We start from the raw sequence: 21,175 nt of genomic DNA on the forward strand, positions 1-21,175 counted from the left end.
GCGGCCCGCGTCATCTGGGGCTGCTCCTAGGGCTTATCCACAAGATGCGGTGGTCACTCGGTCTCGCGCACCGGGAAATCCAGCCGCGAGACGCAGCCGCCGGCCGGGGCGTTGCGCATCTCCAGCTCGGCATCCAGCTGGATCGCGAACTGGCGCACGATCACGAGCCCGAGCGAGGGGCTGTCCTCGATCGCGAAGCCCGGCGGCAGGCCGGGGCCGTCATCGGCGATCTCGAGCAGCGCGCGCTCGCCCTCGCGCGGGGCGCAGCGGATGGTCAGCGTGCCGCGACGATCGCCGGCGAAGCCATGTTCGACCGCGTTCGAGATGAACTCGGTCGCGATCAGCCCCAGCGGCGTCGACTGCTGCGCGCCGACCCAGAGCGGCGGCCCCTCGAGCGCGAGGGTGATGCGCCGCTCGGCGCCCGAGGATTTCAGCACGTCCGCGGCCATCTCGCGCAGGAAGCGGGTGAAGTCGACGCGCTGCACCTCGGGGTCGTGCAGCATGCGCTGCATCCGCGCCACGAGGTTGATGCGGTTCACCGCCTCGTCCAGCGCCTTGGCCGCGCCCGGGTCGGCGATCTGGCGGCGCTGGATCTTCAAGAGCGAGGCGATGGCCGCAAGGTTGTTCGACACCCGGTGCTGCAGTTCGTGGAACATCAGCCGGCGCGCCTCGGCCTCGGTGTTGGCGATCTCGCGCGCGGCGTGCTGGCCGCGCAGCGCCCGGCGCATCATCTCGAGGATGGCGATGTCGGTCGCGCAGATGAAGGCGTAGAAGCCCAGCGCGACCGAGGTCGTCCCCGTCAGCCCGAACGAGTTGTAGGGCGGGATGAAGTAGTACCAGGCCAGCACCCCGCAGCCCAGGCAAGCCGCGATCCCCGGCCACAGCCCGGCGAGGAAGGTGGTCAGGATCACCGCGGGGAAGAAGGTCAGGTAGGGAAAGCCCGGCGGGAAATAGGCGTCGCCCGCATAGCGCAGGATGAACGAGACCAGCACCGCGAGGATCGCGACGCTCCAGCGCCACGAAGCGCTGCGCGGCGTGGCCGAGAAGGAGGCAAGGGTTCGGAACATGCAGCCGGGAGTTTCGTATCGTGCGGGCCGAGTCATGGGGGGAAAGCCCGGGACTGTCCATCAACTAAACCGTGGGGTGGGGGAATTCGCCGGTCCCGGGCTAGGTTGCGCCCCCATCTTCGCCCAGATGGCGCCGACCGCGGCGCGCGGCGAGCGCGATCTGGCGGGCGCGCTCGCGAAAGCGCGCGCGGTCGGCCGGGCCGTACTCCGCGGCGCAATGGTGGCAGGCGACGCCGTCCTCGAACTCGGGGCGGGCGCGGTCGGCGGGCGTCAGCGGCCGGCGGCAGGCATGGCACAGGGTCGCCGTGCCCTGCGCGAGCCCGTGGCCAAGGCTGACGCGGTCGTCGAAGACGAAGCATTCGCCCTGCCACAGGCTTTCGGCCTGCGGCACCTCCTCGAGGTATTTCAGAATGCCGCCCTGCAGGTGGAACACTTCGGGCACGCCCTCGCCCAGCAGGTAGTTCGTGGATTTCTCGCAGCGGATGCCGCCGGTGCAGAACATGGCGATGCGCTTGCCCGCGAAGCGGTCGCGATTGGCCGCCCACCAGGCCGGGAAGTCGCCGAAGCTGTCGGTGCCCGGATCGACCGCGCCCTCGAAGCTGCCGATCGCGACCTCGTAGCCGTTGCGGGTGTCGATGGTGACGACATCCGGGGCCGAGATCAGGGCGTTCCAGTCGGTGGGGGCGACATAGCGGCCGGTGCCCGCGGCGGGATCGACATGGGGCTGGCCCATGGTGACGATCTCGCGCTTCAGCCGGACCTTCATCCGGCCGAAGGGCATCGTGGGGGCGCTGCTTTCCTTCCAGTCGATCGCCGCGCAGCCGGGCAGGGCGCGGATCGCGGCCAGCGCGGCGTCGATGCCGGCCCGCGTGCCGGCGATGGTGCCGTTGATCCCCTCGGGCGCGATCAGCAGCGTGCCCCTGACCTCGGCGGCCTCGCAGGCGGCCAGCAGCGGCGCGCGCAGCGCGGCCGGGTCGGGAAAGGGCGTGAAGCGGTACAGCGCGGCAACGGTCAGCATGGCCCCGCCCATAGGGCAGGGCGGGGGGCGGCGGCAAGGGAAAGCCGCGGCGCGCGGGCCGCCGGGTCAGCCGGGCGGCGGCCCGGCCCCGCGCCGGCAGCCCTGCGGCATGGCGTGGGTCGCGCTGTAGGCGGTGGCGCCGCAGCGGCGGCACTGCCAGGGCTGCAGCCGGCCCGGCGCCATGTCGGCGGTGGCGGCGCGCCGCCAGCGACAGCGCAGCGTCGCCGCCGCGCGCTGGCGGCGGGCGCCCAGCCAAAGCAGCAGGATCATCGCCAGCGCCAGGCCCAGCCACTGGGCCAGGCTCGCCATCGGCAATTCCGACAGCCGGGCCATCGGGTCGGGGGGCATCAGGAAGCGCATCGGTCCTCCTTGAAATCGTCGTTAAACAAATGTGTGGACGGAACTTGCCAGCGAATCATGGCATTGACGGGGCAATCCCCCCTGCCTACCAATGCCGGGTCCCGGAGGAGACAGCATGCGCCCAGCCACCGACGCCCTTCTCGTCATCGACGTCCAGACCGACTTCTGCCCCGGCGGCGCGCTTGCGGTCGCCGAGGGCGACGCCGTCGTCGCCCCGATCAACGCGATGATGGCCGACTTCGCGACCGTGGTGCTGACGCAGGACTGGCACCCGGCCGACCACGCCTCGTTCGCGGCCAACCACCCGGGGGCGCACCCCTTCACCGTGACCGAGATGCCCTATGGCCCGCAGGTGCTGTGGCCGGTGCATTGCGTGCAGGGCTCGGCCGGGGCCGAGTTCCATCCCGCGCTCGCGGCCGCGCGCGCCGACCTGGTGGTGCGCAAGGGCGCGAACCCGGCGATCGACAGCTATTCCGCCTTCTTCGAGAACGACCGCGTGACCCCGACCGGGCTGCAGGCCGAACTGCAGGCGCGCGGCATCTCGGCGCTGACCATCGTCGGGCTCGCCACCGATTACTGCGTCGCCTATTCGGCGATCGACGCGGCGCGGCTCGGCTATGCCGTGACCGTCCGGCTGGACGCGAGCCGGGGGATCGACCTTGACGGCTCGCTCGCCGCGGCGCTGGACGAGATGCGCGCCGCGGGCGTGGTACTGGAGGGCTGAGCCATGGTCGACATCGCCGCGCGGGTCTGGGCGCACAAGTGGAAGATCGATCCGATCGTGCGCTCGCTGATCGATACCGATTTCTACAAGCTGCTGATGTGTCAGTCGATCTTCCGCAACCGGCCCGAGACGACGGTCAGCTTCAGCCTGATCAACCGCTCGAAATCGGTGCGGCTGGCGGACATGATCGACGAGGGCGAGCTGCGCGAGCAGCTGGACCACATCCGCTCGCTGTCGCTGACGCGCGGCGAGTCGACCTGGCTGCGCGGCAACACCTTCTACGGCAAGCGCCAGATGTTCCGGCCCGACTTCATGGAGTGGTTCGAGGGGATGCGCCTGCCCGACTACCACCTCGAGAAGCGCGACGGCCAGTACGAGCTGAGCTTCGAGGGCAAGTGGCCCGAGGTGATGATGTGGGAGATCCCCGCGCTGGCCGTGCTGATGGAGCTGCGCGCCCGCGCGGTGATGCGCGACATGGGCCGGTTCGAACTGCAGGTGCTCTATGCCCGGGCGATGACCAAGCTGTGGGAAAAGATCGAGCGGCTGCGCGAGATCCCCGGCCTGCGCATCGCCGATTTCGGCACGCGGCGGCGGCACAGCTTCCTGTGGCAGGACTGGTGCGTGCAGGCGATGATGGAGGGCCTGGGCGAGAAGTTCACCGGCACGTCGAACTGCCTGATCGCGCAGCGCCACGACATCGAGGCTATCGGCACCAACGCGCACGAGCTGCCGATGGTGCTGGCGGCGCTGGCCGAGACCGACGAGGCGCTGCGCGAGGCGCCCTATCGCGTGCTGGCCGACTGGCACGAGGAGCATGACGGCAACCTGCGGATCCTGCTGCCCGACACCTACGGCACCGACGGCTTCCTGGCCCATGCGCCGGACTGGCTGGCGGGCTGGACCGGGATCCGCATCGATTCGGGCGACCCGGCGGCGGGGGCCGAGAAGGCGATCGCCTGGTGGAAGGCGCGCGGCGAGGACCCGACGCAGAAGCTGGTGATCTTCTCGGACGGGCTCGACGTCGAGAAGATCGAGGCGCTGCAGGCGCAGTTCGCGGGCCGGGTGAAGGTGAGCTTCGGCTGGGGAACGCTTCTGACCAACGACTTCCGCGGGCTGATGCCGGGCGACGCGCTGGCGCCGTTCTCGCTGGTGTGCAAGGCGATCTCGGCCGATGGCCGGCCGACGGTGAAGCTGTCGGACAATCCCGAGAAGGCGATGGGCCCGGCGGACGAGGTCGAGCGCTACAAGCGCGTCTTCGGCGTCGGCCGCCAGCAGCGGATCGCGGTCGAGGTCTGAGACCGGCCCGCCGGGGGCCGTGGAGCGGGGCGCAGCTGGGCCGGACCCGGCCCGCGTCGCGCGCTCCCCCGGCCGGTCGCGGTCCGGCCATCGCGGTGCCGGGCCGGCCCGCGGGTCCGGGCGCGTCGCGACGCCCCCCCTCTGCGTTGGTGCGCGGACCCCGCGCGGGCCGGACCGCGACCGTCCGGGGCGATGCGCGCCGGTGGCCGGGTCCGGCCTAGCGCGCGACGAGCGTCAGCCCCCAGTAGATCGCCGCGGCGAGCAGGGCCGAGAACGGCACCGTCACCACCCAGGCCGCCGCGATCGTGGTCATGTGCGAGCGTCGCACCAGCTTGCGCCGCGCGCGTTCCTCGGGGGCGAGCACCTTGCCCTTCGCCAGCCCCAGCGCGCGGGCGCGCCGCTCGGCGTGCCATTCGCGGTAGAAGCCCACGCCGAAGATCGCGCCCACGGCGATATGCGTCGAGGAGACCGGCAGCCCCAGCCAGCTTGCCACGATCACCGTGATCGCCGCCGAGAGCGCGACGCAGAAGGCGCGCATCGGGTTGAGCTTGGTGATCTCGGAGCCGACCATCGTGATCAGCTTCGGCCCGAACAGCACCAGCCCGACCGAGATCCCGAGCGCCCCGATCGCCATCACCCAGATCGGCAGTTCGACCGCCGTCGCGACGTCGCCCGCGGCCACCGTGTGCACCACCGCCGCCAGCGGCCCGACCGCGTTCGCCACGTCGTTGGCGCCATGCGCGAAGGACAGCAGCGCCGCCGCGATCACCAGCGGCAGCGCGAACATCGGCTTGAGCGACTTCTTGCGGTTCTCGGCGCCCCGGGCATGGCGCGCGACCGCCGGCCGCGCCACCGCCCAGGCCACCAGCCCGATGACCGCGCCCGCCAGCAGCGCCTCGGCCGGCGAGACGTGGATCAGCCGCTTCAGCCCCTTGGTGATCAGGTAGGTGCCGAAGGCGCCCGCCATGATCCCCACGAGGATCGGCACCCACAGCTTCGCCGCCGACAGCTTGTCCTCGGCGTAGCTGATCCTGGCCTTGATGAAGGCGAGGAAGGCCGCCGCGATCACCCCGCCCATCACCGGCGAGATCACCCAGCTGGCCGCGATCTGCCCGACCATCGGCCAGTTCACCGCGTCGAACCCCGCCGCCACCACGCCCGCGCCGACGACGCCGCCGACGACCGAATGCGTGGTCGAGACCGGCGCGCCGAGCGCGGTCGCGAGGTTGATCCAGACCGCCGCCGCGATCAGCGCCGACATCATCAGCCGCACGAACAGGTGCGGCTCGGCCACCTGGTCGGGGGCGACGATCCCGCCCGAGATCGTGCCGACCACGTCGCCGCCGGCGATGAAGGCGCCCGAGACCTCGGCCACGGCGGCGATGGCGAGCGCGCCGCCCATGGTCAGCGCCTTGGCGCCGACCGCCGGGCCCATGTTGTTGGCCACGTCGTTCGCGCCGATGTTGAGCGCCATGTAGGCGCCCACCGCCGCCGCCGCGACGACGATCCAGCCCGAATTGTCCAGCCCGAACACCGCGAGCGCGCCCACCGTCGCCAGCACGACGAAGGCCAGCGCCAGCCCCGGCGCGACCAGCGGCCGGGCGATGAACATCGCCGCTTCCTCGAGCCGGCCGATCCGCCCGAGATCCTTGTCGAGCGTCTTCCACTGGTTCTTCGGCCGCCCCGAGGCGTCCCGGTCGCCGCGGCCGAGGTGTGCAAGCTGTGGTTCGGTGGCCATGAGCCCCCCGTCGCTGGCCGTCATCTGGCCGTTACAATCGGGGCCGGTACCTAGCGGCTTGGACCCGATGACGCAATCTGTCGCAGCACGCGCCGGCCGTCCCGTGCCCGGCGCGACGCGCCGTCCCGATCGGCGCCCGCCGTGGCCTCAGGTCGCGGCGGCCGCGTCGCGCGGCGGCTGGCGCTGGGGCAGGTGCCGGGGCAGCGCGCGCAGCAGCGCGGCCAGCTCGGGCTCGGCCACCAGCGCGGCGGCCTCGGCCGGGGCGAACCAGCCGAGGTCGCGCTGCCCGGCCTCGGGGAAATGCGGCTCGAGCCGGCGCAGCCAGAGCGGGTAGACATTGACGCTGACCCGCCGGCCCAGCCCGCCGCGGCCGTATTTCAGGTAATGGTAGGTGCCAAGCGGCGCGCGGCCGACCGCGCCGGTGACGCCGGCCTCTTCCCAGGCTTCGCGCTGGGCCGCGCCGGCAAGGCTGCGCCCCTTCATCGGCCAGCCCTTCGGCAGCACCCAGCGACCGCTGCCGCGGCTGGTGATCAGCAGCACCTGCTCGGCCCCCGCCGCGCCGCGCAGGCACAGCGCCGCGACCTGCAGCGCCGGCGGGCGGCGGCCCAGCAACCCGGCAAGCGGCGAGGCGATGCGCGCGATCCAGGCGGCGCGCAGGCGGCGGCGGGCGGCGGCGTCAGTCGGCCTCATCGACGCGCCCCCTGAGCGATTTCACCTCGCCGCGCTGGGTCTTGGCGGCAAGCCGGCGGCGCTGGCTGCCCAGCGTCGGCCGGGTGGCGATGCGCCGCTTGGGCGTGACGGTCGCGGCCAGGATCAGCTCGGCCAGCCGCTCGCGCGCCAGCTCTCGGTTGCGGGCCTGGCTGCGGGTCTCCTCGGCGCGGATCACGATCGCGCCATCGGTGGTCCAGCGCCGCCCCGCAAGCCGCTTCAGCCGCGCCTTCACCGGGCCGGGCAGGTGCGGCGAACGCTCGGCCTCGAATCGCAGCTCGACCGCGGTCGACACCTTGTTGACGTTCTGGCCGCCCGGACCCTGCGCGCGGGTGAAGGTCTCGACCAGTTCCCAGTCGGCGATCTGGATCGTGTCGGTGATGCGCAGCATGGGCAGGCGGGCCTTGGAAGCTTCGGGCGACGGGCGCGGCGGACTGGGGCGAAACGCGTTGAACGCGGATCGGCGGATCTTGTTCCCGGTAAATTGCGCGGCGGCGCAGAAAACCGGGGTCGGCGGGGCCGGCGCTTAAAATGCCGGCGCGGATTAAATCGGAAAGGGCCGTTTCCATCCGGAAACGGCCCCCGAGATCTACGGAGATGGGCCAGTTAGGGTGACGAACGGGTCGTTCGCCTAGGCCCAGTCAGGGTTCTTGACCTTGTGGGGTTGCCCTCAGGCCTCGGCCCCCCTGACTGTCCCGACACCAACCTCCAATATCACTCTAGACACTGGACCACCTCCTTTCATGAGTTGCCGATAAGCAGAGGATGGCACAGATTTAGTGTTCGTCAAATTAATTTATCCAGCCCTAGCGGTGTTTCCGAGCTGCTGTGAAACGATCACGCGGAACGGCACCAATGCCACCAAAGCGAGCAGAATCTTGACGAGCCAGTCCGCCGTCGCGAGCGAAAGCCACAGCGGCGCCATCGGCCCGAGGCCCAGAAGCGGCACGGCGTCGTTCGCCCAGCCGACGTCGTTGCCGGGCTCGAGAAACACCAGCGCGGCCGAGAACGCGGTGGTGAAGAAGATCGCGGTGTCCATCGAGGCGCCGACCAGCGTCGAGACGAAGGGCGCCGTCCACCAGCGCCCGGCGCGGTAGCGGTTGAAGACGGTGACATCGGTGAGCTGCGCGGCCAGGAACGCAAGCCCCGAGCCGAGCGCGACGCGGAAGCTCACGAGCGGCCCGAACGCGCCCTCGATCTGGCTGCCGACCAGCGAGCAGGCCACCCCGACCGCGAAGCCGATGACGATCACCCGGCGCGCGGCGGCCGCGCCCTGCAGGCGGTTGGTCAGGTCGGTGACGAGGAAGGCGAAGGGATAGGTGAACGCGCCCCAGGTCAGCCAGTCGCCCAGCAGGAACTGCACCAGGATGTTCGAGGCCACGACGATGGCGGCCATGGCAAGGATGCCGGGAAGCAGGCGGGTCATGTCCGATGTCCGTTGTGGCAGGGCAGGGGGCGGCAGAGTGAGGAAACCTCGCGGCGGCGGCCGCCGCGACGGGGCCGGATACGCCCGCAGGGGGATTCGGTCAAGCGGGGCAGGGTCCCGCGTGCGCCCCGGGTCCCGGCCCCCGGCATCGACGCGTGCGCCCGTGCGGGCGGCGTGCAGGCGGTGGGCAGGCGGCGGGTCAGCGGCCGGGTCAGCGGCCGGGCGGCAGGCGGTAGTCGATCAGCTCGGTGCGCTGCAGGGCGATGAAGTTGTCGTCCGCGATCATCGTCAGGCGGATCGCGCCCTCGGCATCGGACCAGATCGCGAGGCCCTCGAGATTGTCGAACTCGCCCACGTTGCTTTCCAGAATCGCCTCGCCCGGCAGGGGCGGACTTGCGGGCGCGGTGGCGGTGACGGGGGGATCGAAGCGCCGCACGCGGCTCTGGAAGCCGAAGGGCGGCCAGAAGGCCCGCTCGAGCAGGTAGAGCCGTCCGTCGGGGCCGTAATCCGCCCCCACGGGCTTCCAGCGCCCGTCGCGGGTGATGCGGAACGCGGCGGTCCAGCGGTTGCCCTCGAGCCGCCAGACCGGGGTGTCGGTCTCGTCCGGCAGCGGCTCCTCGGGCAGGGTCACGAGCCGGCCCTGCGGATCGATCGCCAGCGCCTCGAGCGCGCCGTTCTCCTCGAGCCGGCGGAACTCGGGCCGCACCGGGCCGGGCCTGCCGCGGGTGCCGGGCCGGTCGTAGGACATCACCCGGGCCTGCTGCTCGAACGACACCCAGAACCCGCCGTCGTCGCGCAGGGCCAGCCCCTCGGAATCCGACAGCTTGCCCGACATGGCGCCGCCACGCAGGTCCATCAGCGCCATGGCCGGACCGACGCTGGCGCCGGTGACCGCGCCCTCGGCGTCCCTCTCGAGCGTGCCCGAGAAGACGTATCCGCGGTCCGACAGCACCACGACCGACCGGCCGTCCGCCGACAGCTCGATCCCCGACAGCCCGCCGAGGGCGCGGTCGGGGCTGGTCCAGACATGGCGGCCGACGAAGGTCGCGGGCAGCCCGTCGGCGGCGGGCGCCGCATTGGAATGCAGGCACCCGGCCACGAGGAGCGGCAGCGCGACGAGGGCTAGTCCGAGCGGAGGACGGAGGCGCATTGGCGGGGGAGGTCTGCCATGGTGTAGGTGCGCGCCGTGCGGGGCGGGGGGGAGGTCCGGTCCGGACGCGCGGTGGATTTCGGCGGGTTCAGGTAATCGGTCACCCACCAGGTGAGAGTGTCGTCGCAGCCGTCGCCGCCCTTGGACAGCTCGGCCACGGTCGGGCTCTGGGTCTCGCACAGCCGCGCGCCGCGCGGGCACTTGAGCCGGACGTGGAAATGGGTGTTGTGCCCGGCGATCGGGCGGATCTTCTGCAACCAGGCGCGGTCGGCGCGGCTGGCGGTGCGGCACATCTCGATCTTCACCGCCGCGGCGACGAAGATGCGGTCGACGCGCGGGTCGCCGGCGGCGGCCTTCAGCAGCGCGGCATGGGCGGGGGTGTAGTTGGCATTCACCCGGCGCTGGTCCTCGGTCCGGACCGAGATCGACGAGATCGATTCCCGTTCCGCCCGGCTCAGGTTCAGCCGCCGCGGCGGCAGCATCCAGACATCGGCATCAAGCCCGATCTGGTGGCTGGCATGCCCGCCGGTCATCGGCCCGCCGCGCGGCTGGCTGATGTCGCCGATGTAGAGCCCCGCCCAGCCGAGCCGCGTGGCATAGGCCGACAGGTCCGCCAGGAACTGCACCATCTCGGGCTGGCCCCAGTTGCGGTTGCGCGACAGCCGCATCGCCTGCCAGGTCGGCCCCGACTCGGGCATCTGCACCAGCCCTGCGGCGCAGCCCTTCGAATAGAAGCCGATCGGGCTTGGCTGCTGGCGCGAGGGGCGGTTCTCGGCGCCGAACAGCTGGCGCGCGAGCGGCTCCGCCTGCAGGGCGGGGGCGGCGGCGAGAAGCGGCAGCGCCGCCAGCGCGAGCGCGCGCAGGATGGGTCGGATCATGCGGGAGGCTCTCCTTCGGCTTTCACCCAAGGTAGCAGGGCGAGCCCGAGAAGAAAGAGCACGATCAGCGGAACGATCCCGGCCTGCTGGCTGCCGGTCAGCTGCGTGGTCACCGCGATGCCGAGCGGCGCGAGGAAGGCGGTGGCCTTGCCCGCGAGCGCGTAGAGGCCGAAGCTCTCGGTCAGCCGCGCCGGCGGCGACTGGCGCACCAGCATCGTGCGGCTCGCGGCCTGCAGCGCCCCGCCCGCCGCGCCGATCGCGGCGCCAAGCAGGTAGAAGGCGGCATCGGGCAGCCAGCTGTCGGGCGAGACGATCGTGCCGAAGACCGCGTCGCGCGAGACCTGGGTGATGGCGAAGGCCACGAGCGCGAGCAGCGCGACGGTGACCGCGATCACCGGCTTCGGCCCGAAGCGGTCGTCGGCGCGCCCGCCGGCCCAGGCGAAGACCGCGCCGGTCAGCACCGCGAGCAGGCCGAACTTGCCCACGTCGGTCACCGACCAGCCAAGCACGCCGGCGGCATAGATGCCGCCGAAGGTGTACATGCCGTTGAGCGCGTCGCGGTAGAGCATCGAGGCCGCGAGATAGGCCGCGAGGCTGCGCTGGCCGGGCAGGGCGCGCAGCGAGGCCTTCAGCCGTGGCCAGGCCTCGCGCGCGGCGCGGCTGATCGGCACCGGGGCGATGACGCCGGGGTCGCGCACCCACAGGAAGAACGGCACCATGAACACGCCATACCAGATCGCCGTCAGCGGCCCGACGGCGCGGGTGCCCTCGCGCAGCACCGGGTCGAGGCCGAAGAGCGGCGGCAGCCCGAAGAGGGTGCGCCCCGTCGCCGCGTTCTCGGCCAGAAAGCCCAGCACCAGGACCAGCGAGACCAGCCCGCCGAGGTATCCGAAGGCCCAGCCCGAGCCGGAGATGCGCCCAAGCTCGGTGCGCGGGCCGAGGCCGGGCAGAAGCGCGTTGGTGAAGATCGTGGCGAATTCCATCGCCGCGAGGCCGAGGCCGAAGCAGACGAGGGTGAAGACAAGGTTCGGATCGTCGGGCCGCGCGAACCACAGCCCCCATGCGCCGAGCATGTAGACGACCGAGAACAGCGCGACAAAGCCCATGCGGCCGCCCGAGCGGTCGGCCATCGCCCCGAGCAGCGGCGCCAGCAGCGCGATCACCACCCCGGCCGCGCCGATGCCATAGCCCCAGGCCGCCTGCGCGAGGCTGCCGTCGCCCAGGATCTCCTGCACGTAGGGCGCGAAGACGAAGGTCATCAGCAGCGTGGCATAGGGCTGGCTTGCCCAGTCGAAGAAGTACCAGCCGAGGATGCGCTGTCGTGCGGTTGCCGCCATGGCCGTCTCCTGTCTGCCGATCCGGCGCATAACGCCCGAAATGCCGCGGCGCCGCAAGCCGGTGGCGCGACCCGAGGGGGCAGGGGGCATGCAAGCGGGCAGGCCGGTCCCGGGCAGGCGCCGGGGGGAGGCGCGCCTCCCCCCGGACCCCCCGCCCTGGCGCTTCCCGGCCGGGGCGCGCCTGCCGGGGCTCAGGTCTCGGGGGGCCAGGGCCGCTCGCGGTCGGCGCCGATCCAGCCCGCGACCCAGCCCGGCAGCGGCGGCGAGGTGTAGGGGCGCCCCATCGCGGTCAGCATGTCGGCCGGCGGCACGATCCCCTGGGGCGAGCTCACCGCGGCGCGGATCAGCACGTGGCTGGTCGCCTCGCCCTTCCGCCACAGGCTCTGGTCGACGTAGAAGAAGCGCTGGTCCCACCCGAGGATGCGCGAGCGCATCTCGAGCCGGTCGAACATCACCACCCGCCGGCGGTAGCGCACCGACGAGCCCGCGACCGTCAGCCCCCAGCCCTGCGCCTTCGCCGTCGCCACCACGCCGGTCCGGATCAGCAGCGGCAGCCGCCCGAGGTCGAACAGCGTCAGCGTGCGGCCGTTGTTCAGCTCGCACCAGATGTCGAGATCCCAGGGCAGCACCGTGGTGCGGGTGACGAGGGTCTGGGTCACGGGCAGCGGGCCCGCGCGACGGGCGGCGCCGCAGGCAAGCGACATGCGCAGGAACGGGTACATCTTGTCTCCTTACCGGCGCGACTGTCGCCGCGCCGCGGCGCCTTGGCAAGACCCGGGCGGCCGCGGCATGTTGCGCCACCGGCCCGGACGCCTTACCTAGGGCGGCGACGCCCCCTTGGAGATGACGATGGTAACGCTGTTCCAGGCCCTGATGCTGATCCTCGACGTGATCTGGTTCGTGATGATCGCCCACATCATCATGAGCTGGCTGATCAACTTCCAGGTGCTGAACCTGCGCCAGCCCATCGTCGCCCAGATCTGGTACGGGCTGTCGAACCTGCTCGAGCCGCTCTACGCCCCGATCCGGCGGATCCTGCCCAACACCGGCGGGCTCGACCTTGCGCCGCTGGTGGTCTTCATCATCATCATCATCCTGCAGCAGGCGCTTCGCAACAACGCGGGCTTCTTCTACGGCTTCGCCTGACCCCGTGGCCGCGCACGACGCCACCCTGCCGGGCGAGGAGATCCCGGCCGAGATCCTGCACCGGGTCTTCGGCTTCCCGGGCTTCCGCCCCGGCCAGGAGGAGATCGTGCGCGCCGTTCTCGCGGGGCGCGACACGCTGGCGATCATGCCCACCGGCGGCGGCAAGTCGCTGTGCTACCAGCTGCCCGCGATCTGCCGCGCGGGGGTGACGCTGGTGATCTCGCCGCTGATCGCGCTGATGCGCGACCAGGTGCGGGCGCTGAAGGCCGTGGGCGTCGAGGCGGGCGCGCTGACCTCGGGCAATACCGACGAGGAGACCGAGGAGGTCTTCGCCGCGCTCGACGAGGGGCGGCTGAAGCTGCTGTACCTCGCGCCGGAACGCCTCGCCTCGGCCTCGACCCTGCCGCTGCTGCGCCGCATCGGCGTCGCCGCGATCGCGGTCGACGAGGCGCATTGCGTGAGCCAGTGGGGCCACGACTTCCGCCCCGACTACCTGCGCATCGGTGAGCTGAAGCGCACGCTCGGCGTGCCGCTCGCCGCCTTCACCGCGACCGCGGACGGCGAGACGCAGGACGAGATCATCCGCCGCCTGTTCGACGGGCGCGAGCCCGCGCGCTTCCTGCGCGGCTTCGACCGGCCGAACATCCACATCGCCTTCGCCGCCAAGGACGGGCCGCGGCGCCAGATCCTCGACTTCGCCGCGGCGCGACCGGGCCAGTCGGGCATCGTCTACTGCGGCACCCGCAACAAGACCGAGGTGCTGTCGAAGGCGCTGAACGATGCCGGCCACCCGGCCTGCTTCTACCACGGCGGCATGGACCCCGACGATCGGCGCAGCGTCGAGACCCGGTTCCAGCGCGAGGACGGGCTGATCGTGGTCGCGACCGTGGCCTTCGGCATGGGCATCGACAAGCCCGACATCCGCTGGGTCGCCCATGCCGACCTGTCGAAGTCGATCGAGGCGTATTACCAGGAGATCGGCCGCGCCGGCCGCGATGGCGCGCCCGCGGAAACGCTGTGCCTCTACGGCCCCGACGACATCCGCTATCGCCGCCAGCAGATCGACGAGGGCATCGCGCCGGGCGAGCGCAAGGAGGCCGACCACTGGCGGCTGAACGCGCTCCTGGGCCTGGCCGAGGCCGTGGGGTGCCGGCGCCAGAAGCTGCTGGGCTATTTCGGCGAGACGGCGGAGCCCTGCGGCAACTGCGACACCTGCGACAAGCCCCCGCGGGTCTTCGACGGCACCGAGGCCGCGCGCAAGGCGCTTTCGGCCTGCCTGCGCACCGACGAGTGGTTCGGCGCGGGCCACCTGATCGACATCCTGACCGGCGCCCAGACCGACAAGATCCGCGAGCGTCGCCACGACCAGCTGCCGACCTATGGCGTCGGGCGCGACCTGTCGAAGGGCGAGTGGCAGGGGATCTTCCGCCAGATGATGGGCATGGACCTGCTGCGCCCCGATCCCGAGCGCCACGGCGCGCTGCGGATGACCGACCGCGCGCGCCCGGTGCTGAAGGGCGAGGAGAAGGTGGTGTTCCGCCGCGAGCTGCCCGCGCCCGCGCGCCGGGGCGGCCCGGTCGTCAAGGCGCTGGTGGCCGAGACCGACGCGCCGCTGCTGTCGGCGCTCAAGGCCAAGCGGCGCGCGCTGGCCGAGGCGCAGGGGGTGCCGGCCTATGTCGTCTTCGCCGACCGCACCCTGATCGAGATGGCCGAGCAGCGGCCGGCGACGCTTGACGCGATGGCGCGGATCACCGGGGTCGGGGCCAAGAAGCTCGACAGCTACGGTGCGGCCTTCATCGAGGTGATCACCGGCGCCACGGCCGACCGGCCGCACCCGGCGCGGATGCGGCTGGCGGGGCGCGAGGCGGGGTCGCTCTACGACCGGCTGGCCGAGACGGCGGCCGAGCTGGCGCGGGGCGAGGACGGGATCGACAAGCCGCTCAGCTGCCCGCCGGCGCTGCTGCGCCAGCTGGCCGAGCGCCGCCCCGCGACGCCCGAGGCCGTGGCGCGCATCCTTGGCGAGGCGCGGGCCGAACGCTTCGGCGCGGCCTTCCTCGAGCTGTTGCAGACCGCCGACTGACCCCCGCGGCCGCGGCGGCCTCCGACGAAGGCGGCACGCCCCGCGCATCCGGTCGAGCCGGGCTTGAGCCCACCGGCCGCTCGCCGGTCATCGCCCCCCCTGTCGGTCGATTGCCGGCCGCGCGCCGCCCCATGCCGGTTGCGTACCGTTTTCGCCCGCCCTCGCCCGCCGCGCGCGCACGGTAGACGCCGCGCCCCACCGCGGTCCGTCGGAACCATCCATCGAGGCCCCGCGGTCCGGATGCATTTCGGACGGCGGATGACAGCGGCGGTGCCTTGCCCCGGCAGCATCCCCTCACCCGCGCCGGCCGCACGCGCCCGACGCCCGCTACCGCTCCGCCTCACCGGGGTCCCAGCCCCGTGCTGCCCGTCCCGGAGCGGCCCGGGAGGCGGGGCAGGCGGCGCGATCACTCCCCGGCCAGCTCCAGCGCCGGGCCGGGGATCGGCGGGCGGGCATCGGCGGGGCAGTGCAGGGTGATCCGCTCGACGATCGCGTTCTTCTTCAGGGGCTTGGTCAGGTAGTGATCCATCCCGGCGTCGAGGAACTCCTGCGCGTCGCCCTCCATCGCGTGGGCGGTCAGCGCCACCACCGGCACATGGGTGCCGGTCAGCCGCTCGTTGGTGCGGATGGTCCGCGTGGCCTCCTTGCCGTCCATCTCGGGCATCGAGATGTCCATGAAGATCAGGTCGGGCTGCCAGGCGCGCCAGCGCTCGACCGCCTCGCGCCCGTTGGCGGCGAATTCAAGGTCGATGTCCAGGTCCTTGACCATCTTGCGCAAAACCAGCTGGTTCGTGCGGTTGTCCTCGGCCGCGAGCACACGCATCGCGCGGCCGCGCGGCGGCGCCGGGGGCGGCGGCGCCGGGGCGGGGGGCGGCTCGGTCCGCACCGGTGCCGCGCCCGAGATCGACTGCAGCGTGCGCATCAGGTCCGAGCGCAGGATCGGCTTTTGCAGCACCGCCGCGACCTGCCCGGCCGACGTCTGCTGGGCATCCGCCGGGTCGGACGAGACCAGCAGAACCGGCACCTCGATCCCCTTCTCCTTCAGCCGCTCGGCGAAGGCGAGCCCGTCCATCCCCGGCATGTCGTGATCGGTCAGCACCAGGTCGAAGGACTGGCCGCGGTCGACGACCGACAGCGCCTCCTCGGCCGAGCCGCAGAGCGTCACCTGGATGCCGTAGGCCGCAAGCTGGCGTTCGAGGATCATCCGGTTGATCAGCGTGTCGTCGACCACCAGCGCGCAGTTCATCCGGATCGGGTCGGCCGAGGGCCCCTCGGCCCCGTGCGGTTCGGCCACCGGCAGCGGGACCCGGAACCCGAAGCACGATCCCTTGCCCAGCGTGCTGTCGACCCAGACCGTCCCCTCCATCATCGTCACCAGCTGGCGCGTGATCGCGAGGCCGAGCCCGGTGCCCTCGAACTTGCGGTTTTGCGCCGCGTCGACCTGGTCGAACTCGCCGAAGACCTTCTCGATGTTGTCGGCGGCGATGCCGATGCCGGTGTCCTCGACCGTGACATGCAGGTCATAGCGCCCGTCGCCGCGTTCCAGCCCGACGACGCGGGCCATCACGTGGCCCTCGGGCGTGAACTTGACGGCATTGCCCACGAGGTTGGTCAGGATCTGGCGCATCCGCCCTGGGTCGGCGATGAAGCGGGTCGGCAGGAAGATGTCGTAATCGACGACCAGCTTGACCCCCTTGTCGCGCGCCGAGGGCTCGAGCAGCATCATCACCTCGTGCAGGCAGCGCTCGAGATCGAAGGGCTCGGGGTAAAGCCGCATCCGCTCGGCCTCGATCTTGGAATAGTCGAGGACGTCGTTGATGATCTGCAATAGCGCCTCGCCCGACGAGCGGATCGTGTCGGCATAGAGACGCTGATCCTCGGTCAGCGCGGTTTCGCACAGAAGCTCGGCCATGCCGACGACGCCGTTCATCGGCGTGCGGATCTCGTGGCTCATGTTGGCGAGGAAGGCGGACTTGGCGCGGTTCGCGGCTTCGGCCTTGATGCGGGCCTCGTGCAGCTCGGCCTCGCGCCGGATGGTGTCGGTGATGTCCTGCACCAGGCAGACGAGGTCGCCATCCGCGCCCCAGCGGTCGATCAGCCGCAAGTGGCGGCCGTCGGCAAGCCGGATCACGAAGGGCTCGATCCGGTCGCGCCGGATCCGCGCCGTCATCTCGTGGTGCCAGTCCAGCGGGTCGCGCCCCTCGAGGTCCAGCAGGCCCCGCTCGGCGACGATGCGCAGCACCGCGTCATAGCTGACGCCCTGCGTGATCGCGATCCGCCCCTCGAAGAACCCGAGCCAGGCGCGGTTCGCCACCACCAGCCGCAGGTCCGAATCGAACACCGCGAAGCCGTCCTTCACGGTCTCGAGCGCGTCCCACAGCCGGGTCTGCGCGATCCGGGCGAGCGAGGTCGCCTGTTCCAGGTCCTCGAGCGCGCGGGTGGTCTGCGATTTCAGCGTCGCGGCCTCGGACCTTGCGCGTTCCAGGCCGTTGCGCTGCTCGACGATCTGGTCCGACAGCAGCCGGGCATGGTGCGACAGGCGCTGGTTCGCCTCGGTCAGTTCGCGCTGCTTCTGGTCGAGCAGCCGCTCGGCCGCCAGCCGCGCGCGCCGCTCCTTCGACAGCCGTTCCAGAAGTACCGCGGGGTCGAGACCCATCTGCCAGCCATGCCTTTCCGCCCCCGGACCTTGCCAGAGGCTCGGCGATCCGGGTGAAGGCGCGGTTAAGGCGCGGTGGTCACGCCTCGTAAAGGCGCTGGGTCACGGTCAGCGCGGTGTCGAGCGCCGTGCCCTCGGCATAGATGTCGAGGCTCGCGGGGCGCGAGAGGCCGGCGGGGATCTTCGGGCAGGTCTCGGCCGCGCCGATCACGGTGCGCACCGGGATCACCCCGGCCCAGGCCGGGAAATCCAGATCCTCGTCGTCGTCGCCGACGCCCTTGGCGCGGATCTTGGCCGAGGCCTCGTCGATGCGCATGCCGATGACGGTCGTGGCCTTGGTCTCCTGCTCGGTGATCGCGCGCAGGCCCGCGGTGCGCCCGGGATAGAAGCGGTCGACGACGCCGACCAGCGCGCGCGCCTTCTCGTCGGGGTCGTCGATCAGCACGGCGGTGCCGAAGCACATCGCGGCGCGGTAGTTGACCGAGTGGTTGAAGCCCGAGCGCGCCAGCACCAGCCCGTCGAGATGCGACACCGTCAGGCAGGCGGGCATCCCGGCCCGCAGGTGGCGCAGCATCCGGCTGGCCGAGGAGCCGTGCCAGTAGAGCATGTCGCCCTCGCGCCAGTGGATCGTCGGCGTGGCATAGGGCTGGCCGTCGATGACATAGCTGACATGGCACAGCATCGCCGCGTCGAGGATCGCGTGCACCGTCTCGTGGTCGTAGCGGCCGCGCTCGTGCGCGCGCTTGACCCGGTTGCGGGCGGAGACGGGATAGCTGTGGGCCGCGTCGGTCATCTGGCTTGCCTTTCCTGCGAAGTCGCGCCACCGATAGCGCCGGGAATTGGTCCGAAGGAGATCCAATATGATGCCGAGTGATCGGACCAATCCTCCGGACCTGTCGGCGCTGCTGCCCGTGCTGCCCGCGGGCGGGCCGCGGCGGCTCGCGCTTTACCGGGCGCTGCGGGACCGGATCGAGCAGGGGGCGCTGCCGCCGGGCACCAAGCTGCCGACGACGCGGGACCTGGCGGCGCGGTTCGGCCTGTCGCGCGGGGCGGCGGTGGCGGCCTTCGAGATGCTGCTGGCCGAGGGGTTCGCGGTCGCGCGCACCGGGGCCGGCACCTTCGTCGCCGAGGCGGTGCCGCGCGTGGCGCCCGCGCCGGGGGCGCCGGCGGGCCCGGCGCCGCGGCAGCGGCTGCCGGGCACGGTCGGCGCGGCGCTGCCCGACCCGATCAGCGCCGAAGCCTTCCGCCGGCTGCTGATCCGCCACGCCACCCGCCCGGCCGAGGCGCAGTTCCACTATGGCGACCCGCGCGGCGGGGTGGGGCTGCGCGCGGCGCTCGCGGCCTATCTGGCGACCGCGCGCGGGGTGCGCTGCCACCCCGACCAGATCGTGATCACCTCTGGCAGCCAGCAGGCGCTGGACCTGGTGCTGCGCGGCGTGCTGGCCCCGGGGCAGGCGGTCTGGCTCGAGGATCCGGGCTATCCGATGGCGCGGGCCGCGGTGGCGGGGGCGGGGCTTCGGCCCGTGCCGGTGCCGGTCGGCCCCGAGGGGATCGAGGTCGCGCAGGGCATCGCGGCGGCGCCCGGCGCGGGGGCGGTCTATGTCACGCCCTCGCACCAGTTCCCGCTGGGGGTGACGCTGTCGATGGCGCGCCGGCTCGCGCTGCTGGACTGGGCGGCCGGGGCCGGGGCCTGGGTGATCGAGGACGATTACGACAGCGAGTTCCGCCATGCCGGCCCGCCGCTCGCGGCGATGCAGGGCATGGATGGCGCCGGGCGGGTGATCTATGTGGGCACGCTGTCCAAGGCGATGTGGCCGGGGCTGCGCACCGGCTATGTCGTGCTGCCCGAGCCGCTGATCGGCCCGGTGCTGGCGCTGCGCGACCGCACCGACCGCTATCCGCCCGTGCTGACCGAGGGTCCCTTGGCGGATTTCCTGTCCGAGGGGCATTTCTCGCGCCATCTGGCCCGTGCCCGGCGGCGGGTGAAGGCCGCGCGCGACGCGCTGGTCGCGGCGCTGGCCGAGGGGCCGCTGGCTGCGGCCGCGCCCGACCAGGGGCTGCACCTGATCGCGCGCGGGCCGGTGCCCGAGGCCGAGCTGTTCGCGCGGGCCGAGGCGGCGGGGCTTGGCGGGCGGCGGCTGTCGCCGCTCTATCTCGGGCCCGGCGCGACCGAGGGGCTGGTGCTGGGCTTTGGCGGCGGCACGCCCGAGGCGCTGGCCGCCGCGGCCCGGCGGCTGACCGCGGCCCTCTAGCAGGCGCGCCCCGGAAGCCGCGCCACGAACAGCGCGCCCCGAACCCCGCGCCTTAGCCGCGCAGCCGCGCGAGCATGGCGGGGGTCGGATAGCCGTCGGCCATCAGCCCGTTCGCCGCCTGCCAGGCCCGCAGCGCCTCGACCGTGTTCGGGCCGATCTTGCCGTCGGTCCCTTGCGTGTCATAGCCGCGCCGGGTCAGCAGCTCCTGCATCTCGCGCCGCTCGTCGGGGCTGAGCGAGCGGTCGCCGCGCGGCCACTGCCCCTGCAGCCCGGGCCGCCCGGCAAGCCGGTCCGACAGAAGCCCGACGCCCAGCACGTAGCTGTCCGAGGCGTTGTAGGTGCGGATCGCGCCGAAATTGGCACCGACGAGGAAGGCCGGCCCGCGCGCGCCCGCGGGTAGCAGGATCGAGGCGCGGTCGAGATCGGGGAGGCCGCTGCCCGACACCGTGCGCACGCCCATGCCCTGCCAGTCGCGCGACTGGCGCGAGGTCGCGCGGCCCGACAGGCGCATGTCGAAGTTGACCGGCAGCCGCACCTCGACCGCCCAGGGCTGGCCGCTGCGCCAGCCCGACTGCGCGAGGTAGGACGCCGTCGAGGCCAGCGCGTCGGTCGGATCGTCCGACCAGATGTCGCGCCGGCCGTCGCGGTTGAAATCGACCGCATGGGCCAGGAAGGACGAGGGCATGAACTGGGTGTGGCCCATGGCGCCGGCCCAGCTGCCGGTCATGTAATGCGCGGGCACGTCGCCGGCCTGCACGATGCGCAGCGCCGCCATCAGCTCTCCCTCGAAGAACGCGCCGCGGCGGCCGTCATAGGCAAGGGTGGCAAGCGCGGGGATCACCTCGGTCCGGCCGCGGTTGGCGCCATAGTTGCTCTCCATCCCCCAGACCGCCACGACGACCTCACGCGGCACGCCGTAGCGCCGCTCGATCGCGTCGAGGATCTGGGCGTTGGCGGCGATCTTGGCCTGGCCCTGCGCGATGCGGTCGGCCGAGACCGCGCCGTCGAGGTAGTCCCAGACGGTCTTGGTGAATTCGGACTGGTTCTGGTCCAGCCGGATGATCGAGGGCTGGTAGCCGACGCCGGCCAGCGACTGGTCGAAGACCGCCGGGTTGATGCCCTGCGACAGCGCGCGGATCCGCAGCCCCGACAGCCACTGGGCAAAGCCCTGGTCGGGCGCGTAGTCGGGGGCGCTGGGCTCGGGCATGGCGCGGCTCACCGGGGCCATCGAGGGCGGTGGCGAGGTGAGGGGGGCGTAGTCGGCACCGCTGCAGCCGGGAACGGCAAGGCATGCGAGGCCGAGCGCAAGGATCGGGTGGCGCATCGGGTCTGTCCTGCT

The 21,175-nt window shown here is 72.3% G+C and carries 19 protein-coding genes; 5 read left to right on the forward strand and 14 right to left on the reverse strand.

What is annotated here, in order from left to right; translation table 11 throughout:
• Positions 1 to 53: 53 nt before the first annotated feature.
• The 3 genes from V8J39_RS17660 to V8J39_RS17670 form a co-directional block, all read right to left on the reverse strand.
• Complete coding sequence (locus tag V8J39_RS17660; RefSeq protein WP_336462269.1) at positions 54 to 1,067, reverse strand: sensor histidine kinase; 1,014 nt, start codon at positions 1,065 to 1,067, stop codon at positions 54 to 56.
• A 100-nt stretch (positions 1,068 to 1,167) separates the two neighbouring features.
• Positions 1,168 to 2,085 carry an oxygen-dependent tRNA uridine(34) hydroxylase TrhO gene (gene trhO, locus V8J39_RS17665; protein WP_336462270.1) on the reverse strand — a complete coding sequence of 306 codons (918 nt, stop codon included), beginning with the start codon at positions 2,083 to 2,085 and terminating at the stop codon, positions 1,168 to 1,170.
• A gap of 66 nt (positions 2,086 to 2,151) precedes the next feature.
• On the reverse strand, positions 2,152 to 2,445 hold the full coding sequence (locus V8J39_RS17670) for a hypothetical protein (RefSeq protein ID WP_336462271.1): 294 nt from the start codon (positions 2,443 to 2,445) through the stop codon (positions 2,152 to 2,154).
• A gap of 115 nt (positions 2,446 to 2,560) precedes the next feature.
• Between V8J39_RS17670 and pncA the strand changes: the two genes are divergently transcribed.
• Positions 2,561 to 3,169: a bifunctional nicotinamidase/pyrazinamidase gene (gene pncA, locus V8J39_RS17675; protein WP_336462272.1), complete on the forward strand. Its 609-nt coding sequence runs from the start codon at positions 2,561 to 2,563 to the stop codon at positions 3,167 to 3,169.
• Between the two features lie 3 nt (positions 3,170 to 3,172).
• Entirely contained in the window at positions 3,173 to 4,465 is a 1,293-nt protein-coding gene (gene pncB / locus V8J39_RS17680; RefSeq protein WP_336462273.1) for a nicotinate phosphoribosyltransferase, read from the forward strand.
• Positions 4,466 to 4,682: 217 nt separating this feature from the next.
• Here the strand turns inward: pncB and V8J39_RS17685 are convergent, their stop codons facing one another.
• From V8J39_RS17685 to V8J39_RS17720, 8 genes are all read right to left on the reverse strand, one after another.
• A complete protein-coding gene (locus V8J39_RS17685) occupies positions 4,683 to 6,203 on the reverse strand; it encodes an inorganic phosphate transporter (protein ID WP_336462274.1) in 1,521 nt (506 codons plus the stop codon).
• A 147-nt stretch (positions 6,204 to 6,350) separates the two neighbouring features.
• Positions 6,351 to 6,893: an NUDIX hydrolase gene (locus V8J39_RS17690; protein ID WP_336462275.1), complete on the reverse strand. Its 543-nt coding sequence runs from the start codon at positions 6,891 to 6,893 to the stop codon at positions 6,351 to 6,353.
• Positions 6,880 to 7,302, reverse strand: coding sequence for an alternative ribosome rescue aminoacyl-tRNA hydrolase ArfB (arfB, locus tag V8J39_RS17695; RefSeq protein ID WP_336462276.1), 423 nt, complete (start codon positions 7,300 to 7,302; stop codon positions 6,880 to 6,882). The genes V8J39_RS17690 and arfB overlap by 14 nt, the downstream gene beginning before the upstream one ends.
• 405 nt (positions 7,303 to 7,707) lie before the next feature.
• Positions 7,708 to 8,337: a queuosine precursor transporter gene (locus V8J39_RS17700; protein WP_336462277.1), complete on the reverse strand. Its 630-nt coding sequence runs from the start codon at positions 8,335 to 8,337 to the stop codon at positions 7,708 to 7,710.
• Positions 8,338 to 8,548: 211 nt separating this feature from the next.
• Complete coding sequence (locus tag V8J39_RS17705) at positions 8,549 to 9,487, reverse strand: esterase-like activity of phytase family protein (protein WP_336462278.1); 939 nt, start codon at positions 9,485 to 9,487, stop codon at positions 8,549 to 8,551.
• Positions 9,460 to 10,365, reverse strand: a complete 906-nt coding sequence (gene mepA, locus V8J39_RS17710; protein WP_336462279.1) for a penicillin-insensitive murein endopeptidase — start codon at positions 10,363 to 10,365, stop codon at positions 9,460 to 9,462. The genes V8J39_RS17705 and mepA overlap by 28 nt, the downstream gene beginning before the upstream one ends.
• A complete protein-coding gene (locus tag V8J39_RS17715) occupies positions 10,362 to 11,702 on the reverse strand; it encodes an MFS transporter (RefSeq protein WP_336462280.1) in 1,341 nt (446 codons plus the stop codon). Before V8J39_RS17715 ends, mepA begins: the two co-directional genes overlap by 4 nt.
• Positions 11,703 to 11,893: 191 nt before the next feature.
• Positions 11,894 to 12,424, reverse strand: a complete 531-nt coding sequence (locus tag V8J39_RS17720) for an acyl-CoA thioesterase (RefSeq protein WP_336462281.1) — start codon at positions 12,422 to 12,424, stop codon at positions 11,894 to 11,896.
• A gap of 127 nt (positions 12,425 to 12,551) precedes the next feature.
• Here V8J39_RS17720 and V8J39_RS17725 point away from each other — a divergent pair, with 127 nt between their 5' ends.
• Together V8J39_RS17725 and recQ are read left to right on the forward strand one after the other, a co-directional pair.
• Positions 12,552 to 12,848: a YggT family protein gene (locus V8J39_RS17725; RefSeq protein ID WP_336462282.1), complete on the forward strand. Its 297-nt coding sequence runs from the start codon at positions 12,552 to 12,554 to the stop codon at positions 12,846 to 12,848.
• Positions 12,849 to 12,852: 4 nt separating this feature from the next.
• Complete coding sequence (recQ, locus tag V8J39_RS17730; RefSeq protein WP_336462283.1) at positions 12,853 to 14,928, forward strand: DNA helicase RecQ; 2,076 nt, start codon at positions 12,853 to 12,855, stop codon at positions 14,926 to 14,928.
• A gap of 406 nt (positions 14,929 to 15,334) precedes the next feature.
• Here recQ and V8J39_RS17735 read toward each other — a convergent pair whose 3' ends face one another.
• Together V8J39_RS17735 and V8J39_RS17740 are read right to left on the reverse strand one after the other, a co-directional pair.
• Complete coding sequence (locus V8J39_RS17735) at positions 15,335 to 17,584, reverse strand: response regulator (protein ID WP_336462284.1); 2,250 nt, start codon at positions 17,582 to 17,584, stop codon at positions 15,335 to 15,337.
• A gap of 79 nt (positions 17,585 to 17,663) precedes the next feature.
• A complete protein-coding gene (locus tag V8J39_RS17740; protein ID WP_336462285.1) occupies positions 17,664 to 18,377 on the reverse strand; it encodes a pyridoxamine 5'-phosphate oxidase family protein in 714 nt (237 codons plus the stop codon).
• Positions 18,378 to 18,444: 67 nt separating this feature from the next.
• Here V8J39_RS17740 and pdxR point away from each other — a divergent pair, with 67 nt between their 5' ends.
• Positions 18,445 to 19,836: a MocR-like pyridoxine biosynthesis transcription factor PdxR gene (pdxR, locus tag V8J39_RS17745; protein ID WP_336462286.1), complete on the forward strand. Its 1,392-nt coding sequence runs from the start codon at positions 18,445 to 18,447 to the stop codon at positions 19,834 to 19,836.
• 52 nt (positions 19,837 to 19,888) lie between these two features.
• Here pdxR and V8J39_RS17750 read toward each other — a convergent pair whose 3' ends face one another.
• Complete coding sequence (locus V8J39_RS17750) at positions 19,889 to 21,160, reverse strand: lytic murein transglycosylase (RefSeq protein WP_336462287.1); 1,272 nt, start codon at positions 21,158 to 21,160, stop codon at positions 19,889 to 19,891.
• Positions 21,161 to 21,175: the final 15 nt, after the last annotated feature.

Origin of the sequence: Frigidibacter sp. MR17.24, from assembly GCF_037095655.1 — a bacterium.
In the GTDB taxonomy this organism is placed as follows: Bacteria; Pseudomonadota; Alphaproteobacteria; order Rhodobacterales; family Rhodobacteraceae; genus Frigidibacter.

Bases quoted from the DNA above. Each gene is read 5' to 3' on its own strand.
- V8J39_RS17725 (WP_336462282.1), top strand. From the start codon at position 12,552: ATGGTAACGCTGTTCCAGGCCCTGATGCTGATCCTCGACGTGATCTGG.
- V8J39_RS17735 (WP_336462284.1), bottom strand. From the start codon at position 17,584: ATGGGTCTCGACCCCGCGGTACTTCTGGAACGGCTGTCGAAGGAGCGG.
- V8J39_RS17705 (WP_336462278.1), bottom strand. From the start codon at position 9,487: ATGCGCCTCCGTCCTCCGCTCGGACTAGCCCTCGTCGCGCTGCCGCTC.
- V8J39_RS17720 (WP_336462281.1), bottom strand. From the start codon at position 12,424: ATGTACCCGTTCCTGCGCATGTCGCTTGCCTGCGGCGCCGCCCGTCGC.
- pncB (WP_336462273.1), top strand. From the start codon at position 3,173: ATGGTCGACATCGCCGCGCGGGTCTGGGCGCACAAGTGGAAGATCGAT.
- trhO (WP_336462270.1), bottom strand. From the start codon at position 2,085: ATGCTGACCGTTGCCGCGCTGTACCGCTTCACGCCCTTTCCCGACCCG.
- V8J39_RS17685 (WP_336462274.1), bottom strand. From the start codon at position 6,203: ATGGCCACCGAACCACAGCTTGCACACCTCGGCCGCGGCGACCGGGAC.
- pdxR (WP_336462286.1), top strand. From the start codon at position 18,445: ATGATGCCGAGTGATCGGACCAATCCTCCGGACCTGTCGGCGCTGCTG.
- V8J39_RS17660 (WP_336462269.1), bottom strand. From the start codon at position 1,067: ATGTTCCGAACCCTTGCCTCCTTCTCGGCCACGCCGCGCAGCGCTTCG.
- V8J39_RS17715 (WP_336462280.1), bottom strand. From the start codon at position 11,702: ATGGCGGCAACCGCACGACAGCGCATCCTCGGCTGGTACTTCTTCGAC.
- arfB (WP_336462276.1), bottom strand. From the start codon at position 7,302: ATGCTGCGCATCACCGACACGATCCAGATCGCCGACTGGGAACTGGTC.
- V8J39_RS17740 (WP_336462285.1), bottom strand. From the start codon at position 18,377: ATGACCGACGCGGCCCACAGCTATCCCGTCTCCGCCCGCAACCGGGTC.
- pncA (WP_336462272.1), top strand. From the start codon at position 2,561: ATGCGCCCAGCCACCGACGCCCTTCTCGTCATCGACGTCCAGACCGAC.
- mepA (WP_336462279.1), bottom strand. From the start codon at position 10,365: ATGATCCGACCCATCCTGCGCGCGCTCGCGCTGGCGGCGCTGCCGCTT.
- V8J39_RS17690 (WP_336462275.1), bottom strand. From the start codon at position 6,893: ATGAGGCCGACTGACGCCGCCGCCCGCCGCCGCCTGCGCGCCGCCTGG.
- V8J39_RS17700 (WP_336462277.1), bottom strand. From the start codon at position 8,337: ATGACCCGCCTGCTTCCCGGCATCCTTGCCATGGCCGCCATCGTCGTG.
- V8J39_RS17670 (WP_336462271.1), bottom strand. From the start codon at position 2,445: ATGCGCTTCCTGATGCCCCCCGACCCGATGGCCCGGCTGTCGGAATTG.
- V8J39_RS17750 (WP_336462287.1), bottom strand. From the start codon at position 21,160: ATGCGCCACCCGATCCTTGCGCTCGGCCTCGCATGCCTTGCCGTTCCC.